Origin of the sequence: Cardinium endosymbiont of Nabis limbatus, assembly GCF_965196625.1 — a bacterium.
Classification (GTDB): domain Bacteria; phylum Bacteroidota; class Bacteroidia; order Cytophagales; family Amoebophilaceae; genus Cardinium.
Window position 1 is genome coordinate 508,299 of sequence record NZ_OZ239769.1, and the last position, 14,393, is coordinate 522,691.

Consider the following 14,393-nt stretch of genomic DNA (forward strand, 5'->3'; position numbering starts at 1 on the left):
TAAGCATCTGGTTATTTTTAAACGTATTTATAAAACTGCATAGTTTGCTTATTGAATCCTTCTTACTCGTAAAAGAGCCACTATTACTGATCAGTTGCATGCCCTTATACATAACTATGTTGATGCATAATATGGTTACATCCTCCTAACATAGATAGGTACAACAGATAAATTTTTTTACGCAACATACTATTAGCCATTTAAACTAAAAAATAACCTGTTTCATACAGGTGTGTTGATTTATTAGGAATAATAATCCATTTCAAATAATAATAAATATTTTAATTGTTTCAAACAATTTTCAGAATTTTATAAATATTTACAACAAATTGCCTTTTGCTATATACCATTCATCTATTGGGGGTATTCCAAAAATTGAAAGCTTTTATATCCCTATTTATATAAGTATATGTATGCTATAAAAATTGCAGTGCTTTATCCTGTTTTCTCTATTTTATTCGTATTTTTAAGCGTTTTCAAATTTTAATCCTCTATTTATGGATACCACACCAACGGATCGTATTATACCAATCAATATAGAAGACGAAATGCGCGATGCATACATAGATTATTCTATGTCTGTTATTGTCTCCAGAGCATTGCCTGATGTACGGGATGGTTTAAAGCCTGTGCATAGGCGGGTATTGTATGGTATGTATGAGCTTGGTCTCAGTCAAAGTAAGTCTTATAAGAAGTCTGCTAGAATTGTAGGAGAAGTGCTGGGTAAATATCATCCACATGGTGATGTAGCGATTTATGAAGCAATGGCGCGTATGGCCCAAGGTTGGTCACTCCGTTACCCATTGATAGAAGGTCAGGGTAACTTTGGCTCTATCGATGGAGATGCCCCTGCAGCTATGCGGTATACTGAGGCTCGTTTGGTGCGTATTTCTGAAGAGCTGATTAAAGAAATAAACAAAGATACTGTTGACTTTCAGTCTAACTTTGATGCCTCTTTAGAAGAACCCGTTGTACTGCCTGCTAAACTCCCCAACTTGCTTTTAAACGGTGCATCTGGTATTGCCGTCGGTATGGCAACCAATATGGCGCCGCATAATTTATCAGAGACCTTGAGTGCTATTGTAGCCTATATTGAAAATCATGATATTACCATTCCTGAATTGATGCAATATATTATAGCACCTGACTTTCCTACTGGTGGCATCATCTATGGCTATAGTGGGGTGCGTGACGCATTTCAAACCGGAAGAGGCCGTGTTGTATTGCGTGGAAAGGCTACGATTGAAGTAGCAGCTAATGGAAAAGAGCAAATCATTGTAACAGAAATACCTTATCAGGTTAACAAGGCAGTGATGATAGAAAGGACTGCAAGCCTGGTCAATGAAAAAAAAATAGAAGGTATTGCTGATATTCGAGATGAATCAGATAAAGAGGGCATGCGTATTGTCTATGAACTCAAACGCGATGCCATAGCAAATGTCGTCCTTAATAATCTCTACAAACAAACCCAGCTACAAAGTTCTTTTAGCGTGAATAATGTGGCACTAGTAGAGGGTAGACCTAAAATTTTAGACCTTAAAGCACTCATTGTCCATTTTGTCGACCATAGACATGAAGTCTTGGTACGCAAAACCACATTTGACCTCGAGCATGCAAAGAAGAAAATGCATTTGCTAGAAGGTTATCTTATCGCGCTAGACCATTTAGATAGAGTGATTGCACTGATTCGTGCTTCAAAAGATCCAGAACTTGCTAAAGCAGCATTGATGGAAACCTTCCCTTTAAGTGAAATACAAGCAAAAGCCATTTTAGAAATGCGTTTGCAGCGGCTTACTGGTCTAGAGCGTGCTAAGATTGTAGAAGAGCATCGTCAAGTCCAAGAACTTATCGACCATCTATTAAAGGTATTGGCTGATAAGGCCCTTCGTATGGAGTTGATTAAAGAAGAACTCGTTGCCCTTAAAGAGCGCTATGGCGATGCACGTAGAACGGTAGTCGAGTATGATGCAGATGCATTTACCATGGAAGATATGATTCCAGATACTGAAATGGTCATTATGATTTCCAACCAAGGCTATATCAAAAGGACCCCATTGGTGGACTATCGCCTACAGGGTCGAGGCGGAGTAGGTGCCAAGGGTATCATCACTAAAAAAGATGATTTTACCGCACATCTGTTTATAGCTACCGCACACCAATACTTGCTGATATTTACTGAATATGGCAAGATCTATTGGGTAAAAGTCTATACGATACCAGAAACCAAAAAGACCACACAAGGCAAAGCCATACAAAACTTAATCAATATAGCTCCTGGAGACCAGGTACGTAGTATCATTCAAGTTAGGGATCTGAAAGACCATGCATATGTTGACCATTATTATGTAGTCATGTGTACCAGAAAAGGGATTATTAAAAAAACCCCTTTGCGTGCCTATGCTACGCCACGTGCCAATGGCATTCATGCCATTGTAATTCGAGAGGGAGATTCTCTATTAGAGGTCCAACTAACCAATGGTAGCCATCATATTGTATTGGCATTAGAGTCTGGTAGGGCTACGCAGTTTAATGAGCAAGATGTTCGTCCTATGGGACGCGTCGTTTCTGGCATAAGGGGTATTACGTTAGCCCATGCAGCCGATCGTGTGATTGGCATGGCCTGTTTTCCCACATCAGATTTAGATGTTTTAGTTGTCTCTGAAAATGGGTATGGCAAACGTTCTTCTCTTACAGATTATCGCATTACCAAAAGAGGTGGTAAAGGCGTGAAAACCATTCAGGTTACTCAAAAAACTGGAAAATTAGTGGCCATTCATGCCGTAAAAAACCAAGATGAATTGATGATTATGAACCAATCTGGTGTGGCCATTCGGATTGAAGTAAGCACCTTGCCCCTTATAGGTAGGGCTACCCAAGGCGTTCGACTGATTCGATTAGGGCAAGGTGATAAAATCGCTTCTGTAGCCAGAATAGATGTTTTAGAACAAGTTGATCCGCAAGATGAGCAAGTAGCGCCATATGCAGAAAATATAGAGACATTGCCTGTCGATTAGCCCAAAAAAATTTGTTGGAATATTTATTTAAGTTCTATAAGCCAGTCTGCTTGTTTGGTATTGTATAACTCAAAAGTTTTGTATAAACTTGTTGGCCAAGCCAATAAAAACGCTCAAATGGGTTTTTATTTTTAGGCTATATGGCAGGTATGCCTAATAATTTTGAGTTATGATGCTATTAACCGTCCTATTTTAGGTGTTGTGTAGATGTGTTTTGGCATCTATTTATTCCTGCAATGTGCATCATTTAAAAATAGCTTCACCCATTTTGTTGCCCTATTTATTCAAACACCAAATAATTGGTCAAGATCAAAAAAGAGCTGATCAGTATATTCGATATGGCAATCAGCTGAGGCTAGATAGACCCGTTTCTGTTTTATCTAACAGTAAATATATTCAGGATATAATCAGCAGTAACCTATCTATAGCTAAACGGTTCGACCAACTAGTTCAAGATATCAACGTAATCGCTATTGAAAAAAAAATCAATACTACCCCAAAAGACCAACTTAAAAAGTTAATGAACCAAAAAGACAAGTATGGTTATACGCCTTTGCTATGGTGCCTAGATCGTAGGATTTTGGATGGCCTAAACGTTGTCCAAAAAGGCGACTATTTATCTATATTGCATCTCTTCTTACATCATCCTGATTGTGATGTTTCTATCCTAGATAACAATCATATCAGTATCGTCCACTGGGCAGTTATTGCCAAATATGTAGAGGCTTGTAAAGCCATATTCGATAGGCTAATGACTACCAAAGAGGATAAAGTCAAGCGGTTGTTTAATCAAAAAGATCGCTTTGGTTATGCACCTTTGCATTATTTGATTTTGGATGCGTCAGAAGCGTGTGGTCCAAACCATTTGGCGATACTGAAACAATTTTTAAGCAATGCTATATGTGACATTAATGTAAAAGATGGTGAAAATTTACCTGTGTTATATTGGTTAATGCATTATAAGCAGCCAAAGCTTATAAAAGAGCTATTAGCATCAGATAAACTAGAAACCTTTATACCAATATATCTCTAAATCTAAAAAAATGAACCAATGGGCTAACACTGAGTCTACTAAGACAACTAGATTATTAGAAGCGTTGGCGTTATCAAGTATGGTACATAAAATTTTAAATAAATCGGTAGACTTCTTAACAAGTGATGATCCAACAGATCCAGATATAAAATTTATAAAGAAACTTTTTTTAGAAAAGTATCTCTGCTTAGATGCATGCGCACAAGCGTGTACAAAAGACGACTCAGTAAAAAAATTATTTGATCAAGAAAAGGATTTAATAGCAACATTACATGCATGTGCTGAACCACTATTAGCACTACATGAATCTGACAAACAAAATGATATCATTTCAGAATTCGATCTATTAGATAAGCTCCTGGAACAGATTCACTAGAGGATCTTTCGTTTTAAGTGTCGTGTAGATATTTTTGAGAAGCGTTCAGCAAGCAGATGAATCAGTAGGATAAAGGGTTGATTATGAATTATCTAGAATAAGGGCTGTAGAAACTTTTAAAAAAGTGTGAAATAATGTTTCATAATCTATGAAGAACGGGTCGTATTAAGCTGATATTTCAGTTATAAGCGGGTCTAGCATTCGTTTTGGTTATTTTTTTATTTCACTTTTATATTTTTTTCAAAATTCTATCTTAATTTGTGGACATTACAATATAAGTGTGAAATAATACATTAAAATAATGGGTAAAAAATATTGGGTGATTATCAATAGAACAAGGGTATATCTATTGTATTGGTTCATTATCTTTTTGGCCATGCCCGATCAGCTTTTTGCTATACCTCGATCCATAACACGCATTGTGCGTACCTTTCAAGGTCAAAATAAGCAAAAGGAGTCTAAGCAAAAGGGTGATGGAGCTGCATCTTTATCGGCAGATGGTAGAGCCAATAATGCCCAACCAGTGGACCAACCCGTTCTTTCTAATGCGCAGCAGGCTCGGTTAGCTATAGATGAAGCCATTAAAGATAATAAGCTGGCGAACCACCCTGCTACCTGGTATTATAGAGGGGTTATTTACGACCGACTCTTAAGGGATGATATTGCTTCAGAAAAAGCGTTGACCTTGTTGGATGAAGCACTTGCAGCCTATGAAAAAGCTAAGCAATTAAGTTTATCTAAAAGCAAGCAGTTTCATAGTTTTGCCCTTAGTAACCTAGCTGCTCTATGGCGTTATTTTTTAAATAGAGGCATGGGCTATTATAGGCAAGAGGCGTTTGATCAATCAATAGCTCAATTTGCTATTTGTAGGCGTATTCTACCAGACGAGCCTACTCCATTGTTGTATACCGCTATTGTGCACCATAGCCTTGACCAATCAGAAGAAGCATTGCGTTACTATCAAGACTACTTAGCCGTAAAAGGGCCACAATTTGCTGTTGCGCGTGCCATGGCTGCGATTTATTATCATAAACTTAAAGATTTTGATAAAGCAATAGCCATTTTGAATGAGGCGCTTCTTCAATTTCCCTGTAATAATGAGTTATTAGAGGAAATGTGTCTCATCCATTCGACTGCTGGCAGAATAGATGCGTATGCTGCTTCTTTAACGGCTGAGGGCCAAGGTAAAGAGATACATGCATCTTATGCATATGCTTATCTTTGTGCATATCAAGGGCGTATTGACGAGGCAATTGCTTGCTACCAGCAACTCTTAAAGGCGCATCCGCATCAATATGATGCGTTGCGTCAGATGGGTTTTTTATTTTATAATGAAGCCATTAAACTATATGCCCATACCCTAAAATCAGTAGGAGAAAAGGCACAATTAGAAAATGTTACGCCCGCTGACTCTTGTGGGTTAATGCATGTAATGGTGCGCCGTTTGTGGCCCGATGCTATAGGGTGGAGAGAAATGGGCCATTTACTGCCCAGCGCTTTTTTTTCTAGTGGTTGGCCATTTGCTCCTAGCCTTGTATGGGTAGTATATGACCATCCCTTTGTTAAGCATAGCAAGATCAGTAGTTTTGTTGATTTGGTTCAGTCAGGAAATTTACCCTATACAACGCCTTTATATGGCTATATCCATACAAAAAATGCAACTGCATTGGCTCGTAATAAGTGGGCGCAAACTATACGAGAACTAGAAAAGTATCTAAAAGAAGCTTTGTACTACTTAAAAAGCGCACGTGTGCATGATAAAAAAGATAAGGCTATTGCGCAAGCTTTGTACTATAGTTATTACTACTTAAAACAATATGGGCCTGCTGATAGATTGTTACAAGCGATGCAAAAACAAAAGCAATATCTTGATGAGGATCCATTTACAGGGCATAAAGACAAGGATTCATGATGTCGATCGCTCGTTTTTTTACAACTGATTTGAACAGGTATTATCCAATTTTTTGGTAAAAAAAGATCGTACCTGGGTTTGATGCTAGGTTGATTACCTCTTTAGGAGTAAGAAGATGTTTATCACTATTGTTTTTAGCATTATCCTCATAATAATAATACCACTTTTCACTCTCTTTTACGCAAGCAATTATATGATGTTTTGCATCATTATTTACTGAAATCTTAGGATTCTTAGGAATCTTAACTACAAATCCTACGCAAGCATAAGTATGCGCTTTCGAGTTGGGCAATATTGGATTGGATCTAATGACTGTATCTCCTAGTTTAATTGATGTGGATGGATGCTCCTCATACCACGCGCCATCTTTCTGATTTTTCTCAAAAAAGAAAGTTAATCTATTATTGGGCAGCATATTAGAAGTAGGGCTACTAGCTTGATTTTGATGATTATGTAAGGTCAAGTTTTCGCTCCAGCCTATTTTCTTTAAAAAAGGGATTAGATATTTTAATTCTGTTTCATCTATATCCAGCTTATCCAAAAGAGCAGCGTATGGTCGAGGCTGGGTAGCTATACTATTATTTGGTTGGTGTATTATACTTATTGGTATGCCACAAATAATAGGAGCTGGTTCATACCTAGGCGCATTTCTTTTGCAAGCTATTACGATCGGCAATAGACTCATGACGCCTAGCTGGACCTGGTGCAGTAAGCCAAATTTCCATTTCATACAATAGGGTTTTAGTTGTAAAGGTTAAATGCTATGATAGTCTTTTTTATATTACTATTCTTGTTCCTTTTGCCAAAGCTTACAGTAATGCCATCCACATATAAAGAGCTGCATGATAAAGAACCAGTGATATCCTTGAAAGTAGAAGCAAGGAATGGCAATGGCAGCAGCGGTCAATCCGATGATAATGCTGGCCAGATACCCTTTACGACCAAATTTTTTTTCTAGTATATAACGTACCAGCCAGCCACCATCAAGTGGTGCAATGGGTATTAAATTTAATAACAACCATCTACTATTGATATACGTCGTTACAAAGAGAAAATGGTTCAATACATAACTGTTAAAAATATTGAATTGAAGCAATAAATAGCCTGTTAATGCCAATAATCCTTGAAAAACAGGCCCTGCAAGGGTAATTAAAAATTTTTGTTTGGCGGTTGTCTGTGCTTCATTAAAGAAGGTTCTTCCACCAAAAGCTTGTAATACAATCATAGGCTCTGCACGGAAAAAAAGCGCCACTAACGCATGGCCATATTCATGTATGAGTATGCTCATGGTAAAGACAGTAGACCATAGCAAACTTTCAATATATGGGCCACCTATGCCACCCATTACCAACAATAAAAAAATCCAATAACTTAGATCAATAGATACTGGAACTTTTAAAAATCTAAAATGAAAAGCCATACTATAATTTAGGTTGTCAATTGACCGATTTAACAGCACATTTATTTACACACCACGAGAGATATATTTTTCACGTCTTATACGTTGTGGGCTAAAACCCATTTTTTGCAACTTTTCAATACCATCATCAATCATATATGGATTGCCGCAGAGGTATACTAAATCAGTGATGGGGTTTAAGTTAAGACGCTCAAAAGCTGATTGTACATATCCTGCATATTGATAAGATTTGGTTAATGTATCTGCTCTACTCAAATAGCCACAGAAGTTAAAATTTTTGTATTGCGTAGCAAAAGCAATAAAATCTTCTGCATAGAGCAGGTCATGGGCATGGCGTACACCTAATAACAAAGTTACCTTGAGCTTTTCATCTTCTTGTAGCCGTTTGGCAATGGTAGGCAACATAGAACGATAGGGCGCTACACCTGTTCCAGTAGCTGCCAATATATATTGAGCAGGCTGGTCTGATTCTTGAAGGATAAACCTACCTTTAGGTCCTACACAGTACAACTCATCCCCGATGGTTAAATTAAATAAGATTTTAGTAGCAAATCCGCCCTCAACAGGTGCGATGGCGATTTCTAACTGGTCGCTTTGCCCAGGACTATTGGCCAAACTATAGCTCCGTGGTACTATTTTACCAGACGCGTGGGGCAATAAAAAAGTAATAAACTGGCCCGGTATAAATAGAAACGGCAGTTTATCAGAGCGTATAAATGTCAACTGTACTACACTAGGTGTCAGCATCGTAGATCCTATATACTTAACCTTAAATTGATTTTGTTCCATGCCTTCTATGTCTACTGTGCGTGGTATGCCGATTGACCACGCCCCATTTTATCTATAAAATTATGATACTCCTTGTTGTAAGCAACCACTATACTACCCAGCCAGGTTTTTGTGGTTTGTCTTCGATGCTGCTAGGGCATTTGCTTCCAAAGCTAAAAAAAACTAAGCATGAATTGAAACTTTTTATAATAAAGACAAAAGCCTATCCCAACGATTGGACGATTGAGCAGCTGTAGTGCTTTGGGTAAAAGTTGGTGCACATGTACTATAAAGTAACCTATTGTAGTTTTTAATATCAAAAACGTACTACATAGATCAATTTTTTATCAAAAATAAACAAGGCATTGCATTCGTACAAATTTGCACTTATAATACATGTAAAATTTACTTCAGTGTACTAATACGTAATTAATTGACTAGTTGAACTATGGCACCATTTTTTAATATACCACTTTACATGGTGGTTTCTTTTTTGTTATTAACTTTAGTTATAGGTATTTATTTTAGTAGGCATATTACCTCATTTCGGCAATATGCTGTAGGTAACAAACAGTTTGCTACGGCTACTTTGGTGGCGACTGTATTGGCTACTGCTTATGGAGGGGGAGGTTTGATACGGAATGTACAGCAAGTGCATAACCTTGGTCTTTACTGGATCATCTTAACGCTTTTATCTGGATTTGATCTTTATATTATCAGTAAGCTGGCTTTATATATGGGCCGGTTTATGGGTCACCTTTCTATGCCAGAAACGATAGGCAGTGTATATGGTAAATATGCACGAATGATTACAGCATTATCTGGTATTTGCGATGCGATTGCTACTATTGCTATGCAAATCAGTGCCATGTCTTTATCCATTAGTCTATGTTTGGATTCAGTACATCCGAAAGCTATTACGGTTGTGGTTACTATAATCCTTATTTTCTATTCTAGCTTTGGAGGCATTCGTGCGGTTGCTTTTACGGATGTATTGCAGTTTATAACTTTTACCCTCATCATTCCTATTTTAGCGTGGTTTATGCTTAAAAATACAGGTAAATCAGTCTTTTCAGCTTTATAATAACTATTTTTATCATTCTAATTGGTCTATTTGTTTTTGTAGGCGCACCAGGATTACCAGTAGAAGCGATTTGGGGATATATAATGGCGCATGTTCCACCTATTTTTAAAGGAATGATTTGTATCAGTTTACTAGCTATGGCTATGTCGACAGCTGATTCTAAGTTGAATGCCTGTGCGGTTATGATTAGCCATGATATGGTGCAAAGTGTACGTGGTCCAAATAAAGCACCTTATGCGCACCAGCTCCGGTTGGCTACGTGGACGAGTGTAATGATAGGTTTATTGGCTATGCTATTGACTTTTTATTGTAATGATCTGTTGAATTTACTCAAGTTAAGTTTAGATCTTTCGCTGCCTATAGCAACTGCTCCTTTTATTTTAGCTGTTTTAGGCTTTCGGGGTACCCCTCGTACAGCTTTGGTCGGTATATGTACAGGCATAGTATCTATTTTAGCTTGGAATCAATGGATTGAACCCACAACGGATATAAATGGTTCTTTTATTTGTATGTTGGCCAATGGCTTGGCTATGATGGTTGCCCATTATTTATTCAAACAGCCAGAAGATTCAGGTTGGGTTGGACCCGATCATGCTTTTATACAAATGCGACAACTCTATGCACGCAGGCAGCGCGCGCGCAAAGAAGCGATTAAAAATGGCTTGCGATACATCAACCATACTTTGGCTAAGCTCCAACCGAGTCATGCTACGCTAACCTGTTTGGGGCTTTATGTGGTCATCAGTAATATACTAACGTATTGCATAGGCTCTATTACTGATCATGGCTATTGGCTTGTTGCGCAACTCTTGGTAGGGGGTTATTTTTTGGGGTATAGTACATTTCTTTTAGAAAAGGTACAATTTATTCCAGGTTGGCTGTTTGGCCTATTTTGGCTGATCGGTTTATCTTTTTGCTTTCCTATTAATGTGCTTTGGCATTGGTGGCATGGTACCAATCTTTTCTTAACCTTAGGCTTATCTTTGGCCCATTTGGCGGTTGTCTTATTGGTGCTTCCTTTGTATCTGGGTGTAAGCTTTTTGGTAACTACCCTATGCATGGCGACCTATCTTAGCTCTATTTATTGTACCCAGCCATTGGTATTGGTACTGCCACCACTAGGTGTAGCGTGGATGTTGTTGCTCTATTTGGGATTCAGTTTGCTTATTTTTGGCATTTTTATTTGCTTCAAGGCTAAGATCCATAGCTGCTTTGAACAAGTAGGCTATCTCAAGGATAGAGCAAAGATTAGCGCATCTCAAAAACTCAAAGAAGCGCTCTATGACGCAGCTATGGTGCCCTCTACTGGTGTTGGTGCAGCTAAAGGCTATGGCTTTATTTTAGGAAAAGTCGTTCATAAAATAGAGGAGTCTATCTCCTTTTTAGATAGCAATGTTCCCCTTTATAAGCAAGATTTTCACGGTATTATTAATAAATTGTATGATTGGATCGCCTATTTTAATAGGAAAGAAAAAGCCAAAGACCATGCGCTGCTAGAACCTACTAAAATTAGTTTAGATAAGTTGATTCGTAAAATAGAATTTGCCTTGTCACAAGAGGTGGCTGATCCACCTAGGCTATTGGTAGAGCAAGCAGCGGACGCGATTGGTGTGCCATTTCCATATATTACATGTGATGTCAATCAGGTAGTCTATTCGTTGGTGAAAGCTATTTTACAGGTTGCTGATCAGTTAGATGGCGTTGGTGTACCAATGGTGCGGATACAATTGCATGCCACCTTTTTGCAATTTAAACAAGCAGATTCTATTGACCATTGCTATTCTCCTTTTATGCTTTTTCAGGCTACTGGGCTATTGGTCAGCGATGCGGCCATCTCTTCTGAGTGCCTTGCTAAGGTTAAGCCTTTGTACGATGATAGCGTAGAGGCTTTCTGTCCTGAAATGGGGCAGGTAGTGCCGCCATCTATAGATCTACATCAGGAAACCATATCCAGTATGATTCGTGCCCACTATGGCTATTTCGAATACCCTGCTAATGGCCATCAAAAAGCTATGCTGATGGTACTTCCTATTGATGTTACCGAAATTCGCGATAAGATGATGGTAAAGCTACCCATAGATTGTTTAGCCTTAACAACGCCTGTCACGCCTAAGGAACAGGCCGATTCGATGATGGTATTAATGAAATTTCATGACTATGTCTGTAAGGCTTCCTATAACGTGGATCCTATTGATCTAGCTACGATTTCGAATCTCCTTTTATTACTCAGACAGCACTTTGGCTTTAAGCGACATGCTTCCGGTCAATTGTTTTATGTACGTGCGGTAGGGATTGCAGAATTGGTCGTAAAATGGGTTTTTCACTCTCCTAAGGTAATTTATGCCTCTTTGCTTTATGAGTTGGTGCGCCATACTTGTTTGCCCTTTTCTTATATCAAGGAGCATTATAATGTAGGCGTCTATGCTTTTGTGTTAAATGTGGTGGGTATAGATAAGCGGCAAGCATTAGATCATCCTTCTTTGCTCTGTGTACAGAATCGTTTGAAAGACGCTATTAAAGAAGAGCATGTACAACTTTCAGTTCTTTTCATTAAACTGGCCGAACGACTCTATGACTTGCGTCATGCTTCAGGGTACACTATGTTAGAGGAGGTAAAATATATGGCTTATGAAACCCTTGCAGTAGATGTTGAGCTGGCCAAGCAATATTTAGATCCCGAAATAGCAGAAGCATTAGCTGCCGCAGCTGAGCAGGCATTGCAGATCTACCATCGAAAAACAAGTTAGGCATGGTGGCTTTTTATAACCTGATATTGCGTACCATTCTTTTCGCCTTGTAACAAGGAGGCTATGCTAGATTTTCTAGCTGCTAACCTATCTGCAGATATATTTAGTGCAATAGATCAGTTGTCTTTTCATCGCATTGGTTTTTATGCGATTATATTTTTGTAGCTTCTGATCCTGCACTTATTTTATAAAGTGTGTTTTACTAAAACCGCAGATTGTTGCATTATTTTACTGTGTGCCAAATTCTTTATCGGCGGCAACCAGAGCGCGGCATACGAACGGCTTATTAAAGAAAACGTTAATGCAATTTCAATTACTCAACATATGATTGAACAGACTCATCTTAGATTATTGTATTTTTAAATTAAATTTTATAATATCAACTCTTGTGTATTAAGTCAAGTGATATATGTGTTCAATACAATCTGGTTTATGCTTACAACCTACCTATAGGGCTTCATAGGCTAGATTTGTATCCGGTTTTTTATATTTCATATCAAAATAAGATAGGCTATGGTCATTAAAAATTTTTTTTTATACGCTTTGCCCATGTTGGCTGGATGTAATCGTCTGATTCAAAATGCTGTTAATTACGAAGGCAGATTAAAAGCTGATTCTCCTGATGCTGTTGGTGCTACTTGTATGGCTACTGATGGTAGGTATATTGCGCCTGTTATTGCTATTGTTGCTGCTATGGCTGACCATTTTATGCATGTTTTTCGTGCTGAAGATCTTGCTAGGTACCATGCTGCTGATAGCATGCGTGAGGCTGATCGGTATCTGCGTACTATTGTTTCCCATCCTACGCTTATCGCTCAGAATATATCTAATGATATGTTCGATCGTGCGTGTGTTAAGGCTACTGCTGCTTGTAATGAGGCTAAGGTTGCTGCTGATCATGCAGATGTTGCGCGTGCGCTTGTTAAGCCTGCTGTTGAAGTTGGCGCTACGCTTGTCCCTGCTGTTATGCTTGTTATTGACGCTGCTGTTGCGCGTGGTAAGGCTGCTGCTGATCATGCTGAGGCTACTATTAAGGGTGCCAACGCGGCCGCTGCTCGTACCAATGCTACTGCTGCTCGAGCCAATGCTAAGGGTGTTATTCATGCAACGGTTGCACTTGCTGATCATATTGCTGCTTATACTGAGGCTGATGCTAAGCTTGCTAATGATATTGCACTTCGTGCTCAATCTGCTGCTAAAGTTGCCAACAATGTTGCTTTTAGTGTGCTTTTTGATGGGCTTTCTAACGTTTCTGCTGCTCAGCTGCCTGTTGATCTTCAGTTTGCCCAGGCTGCTCTTGTGCATCATCTTACGAAGTGCTTACCGGCTGCGCCATTTCATCTGAATAAGCTGAAAAATACTTTCTCCTGCCATGATTAAACGCATTTTAGACTTCCCTCGTATTCTATTTGTAAATGTAATAGGTAGTTCTGCTATACCAGCGCCATATTCATAAGCTAGAAATTTTATTTCTACTTGAAAACTATACCCTACAGAAGCTATATTCAAAATATTTTTCAATAGGGTTTTTCGATAACAAACAAAGCCAGCGGTAGTATCTTTGATAGGCATGCCTGTAATGGAGCGCGCAAACCAATTGGCCAAACGGGATAATAAGATTCTAGGCAGTGGCCAGTTTACCACACGTCCATCTGTAATGTAACGAGAGCCAATCACCATATCGATGCTAGGCTTGGCACAGATGGATAAAAGTAAAGGCAAATCAGTAGGTTGATGCGAAAAATCGGCATCCATGGTGCAAATATAATCGTAATCATAGGTCAATGCCCAACGAAAGCCTGCTAAGTAGGCTGGACCGATCCCCTCTTTTTGAGGTCGATTTAAAAGATGCAATTCGTCAGGGTAACGTTTTTGCAGCTTTATTACTACATCAGCTGTACCATCTGCGGAGCGGTCATCTACTACCAGTACATGTAACCCTATTTTTAATTGAAAAATAGCTGTTAGCAATAGCTCAATATTTTCTTGTTCATTGTAAGTGGGTATAACCACTATAGCGCGAAGAAAGGCTGACATTT

The 14,393-nt window shown here is 38.6% G+C and carries 11 protein-coding genes; 7 read left to right on the top strand and 4 right to left on the bottom strand.

Features of this window, described 5'->3' with window-relative positions; all coding sequences use genetic code 11:
- Window positions 1-497: 497 nt before the first annotated feature.
- From gyrA to ACOALF_RS02410, 4 genes are all read left to right on the top strand, one after another.
- Window positions 498-3,014, top strand: coding sequence for a DNA gyrase subunit A (gene gyrA, locus ACOALF_RS02395; RefSeq protein ID WP_419241837.1), 2,517 nt, complete (start codon window positions 498-500; stop codon window positions 3,012-3,014).
- Between the two features lie 238 nt (window positions 3,015-3,252).
- Entirely contained in the window at window positions 3,253-4,047 is a 795-nt protein-coding gene (locus tag ACOALF_RS02400; protein ID WP_419241838.1) for a hypothetical protein, read from the top strand.
- Between the two features lie 10 nt (window positions 4,048-4,057).
- Complete coding sequence (locus ACOALF_RS02405) at window positions 4,058-4,423, top strand: hypothetical protein (RefSeq protein ID WP_419241839.1); 366 nt, start codon at window positions 4,058-4,060, stop codon at window positions 4,421-4,423.
- A 301-nt stretch (window positions 4,424-4,724) separates the two neighbouring features.
- Window positions 4,725-6,335 carry a tetratricopeptide repeat protein gene (locus ACOALF_RS02410; protein ID WP_419241840.1) on the top strand — a complete coding sequence of 537 codons (1,611 nt, stop codon included), beginning with the start codon at window positions 4,725-4,727 and terminating at the stop codon, window positions 6,333-6,335.
- A gap of 40 nt (window positions 6,336-6,375) precedes the next feature.
- Here the strand turns inward: ACOALF_RS02410 and ACOALF_RS02415 are convergent, their stop codons facing one another.
- The 3 genes from ACOALF_RS02415 to ACOALF_RS02425 are packed head-to-tail and all read right to left on the bottom strand — an operon-like array spanning window position 6,376 to window position 8,544.
- Entirely contained in the window at window positions 6,376-7,065 is a 690-nt protein-coding gene (locus ACOALF_RS02415; RefSeq protein WP_419241841.1) for a hypothetical protein, read from the bottom strand.
- A gap of 54 nt (window positions 7,066-7,119) precedes the next feature.
- Complete coding sequence (locus tag ACOALF_RS02420; RefSeq protein WP_419241842.1) at window positions 7,120-7,755, bottom strand: site-2 protease family protein; 636 nt, start codon at window positions 7,753-7,755, stop codon at window positions 7,120-7,122.
- 45 nt (window positions 7,756-7,800) lie between these two features.
- Window positions 7,801-8,544: an FAD-binding oxidoreductase gene (locus ACOALF_RS02425; protein ID WP_419241843.1), complete on the bottom strand. Its 744-nt coding sequence runs from the start codon at window positions 8,542-8,544 to the stop codon at window positions 7,801-7,803.
- 427 nt (window positions 8,545-8,971) lie between these two features.
- On the opposite strand from ACOALF_RS02425, the gene ACOALF_RS02430 reads away from it, so the two are divergent.
- From ACOALF_RS02430 to ACOALF_RS02440, 3 genes are all read left to right on the top strand, one after another.
- Complete coding sequence (locus ACOALF_RS02430) at window positions 8,972-9,607, top strand: hypothetical protein (protein WP_419241844.1); 636 nt, start codon at window positions 8,972-8,974, stop codon at window positions 9,605-9,607.
- An 83-nt stretch (window positions 9,608-9,690) separates the two neighbouring features.
- Window positions 9,691-12,354 carry a sodium:solute symporter family transporter gene (locus ACOALF_RS02435; protein WP_419241845.1) on the top strand — a complete coding sequence of 888 codons (2,664 nt, stop codon included), beginning with the start codon at window positions 9,691-9,693 and terminating at the stop codon, window positions 12,352-12,354.
- Between the two features lie 513 nt (window positions 12,355-12,867).
- Complete coding sequence (locus ACOALF_RS02440; RefSeq protein ID WP_419241846.1) at window positions 12,868-13,734, top strand: hypothetical protein; 867 nt, start codon at window positions 12,868-12,870, stop codon at window positions 13,732-13,734.
- Here the strand turns inward: ACOALF_RS02440 and ACOALF_RS02445 are convergent.
- Complete coding sequence (locus tag ACOALF_RS02445; RefSeq protein WP_419241847.1) at window positions 13,675-14,391, bottom strand: polyprenol monophosphomannose synthase; 717 nt, start codon at window positions 14,389-14,391, stop codon at window positions 13,675-13,677. The two genes, ACOALF_RS02440 and ACOALF_RS02445, sit on opposite strands and share 60 nt — an antisense overlap.
- Window positions 14,392-14,393: the final 2 nt, after the last annotated feature.

What these genes read in the sequence shown, in the direction of transcription:
- gyrA (WP_419241837.1), top strand. Translation starts at nt 498, where the DNA reads ATGGATACCACACCAACGGATCGTATTATACCAATCAATATAGAAGAC.
- ACOALF_RS02405 (WP_419241839.1), top strand. Translation starts at nt 4,058, where the DNA reads ATGAACCAATGGGCTAACACTGAGTCTACTAAGACAACTAGATTATTA.
- ACOALF_RS02410 (WP_419241840.1), top strand. Translation starts at nt 4,725, where the DNA reads ATGGGTAAAAAATATTGGGTGATTATCAATAGAACAAGGGTATATCTA.
- ACOALF_RS02415 (WP_419241841.1), bottom strand. Translation starts at nt 7,065, where the DNA reads ATGAAATGGAAATTTGGCTTACTGCACCAGGTCCAGCTAGGCGTCATG.
- ACOALF_RS02420 (WP_419241842.1), bottom strand. Translation starts at nt 7,755, where the DNA reads ATGGCTTTTCATTTTAGATTTTTAAAAGTTCCAGTATCTATTGATCTA.
- ACOALF_RS02425 (WP_419241843.1), bottom strand. Translation starts at nt 8,544, where the DNA reads ATGGAACAAAATCAATTTAAGGTTAAGTATATAGGATCTACGATGCTG.
- ACOALF_RS02430 (WP_419241844.1), top strand. Translation starts at nt 8,972, where the DNA reads ATGGCACCATTTTTTAATATACCACTTTACATGGTGGTTTCTTTTTTG.
- ACOALF_RS02435 (WP_419241845.1), top strand. Translation starts at nt 9,691, where the DNA reads ATGGCGCATGTTCCACCTATTTTTAAAGGAATGATTTGTATCAGTTTA.
- ACOALF_RS02440 (WP_419241846.1), top strand. Translation starts at nt 12,868, where the DNA reads ATGGTCATTAAAAATTTTTTTTTATACGCTTTGCCCATGTTGGCTGGA.
- ACOALF_RS02445 (WP_419241847.1), bottom strand. Translation starts at nt 14,391, where the DNA reads ATGTCAGCCTTTCTTCGCGCTATAGTGGTTATACCCACTTACAATGAA.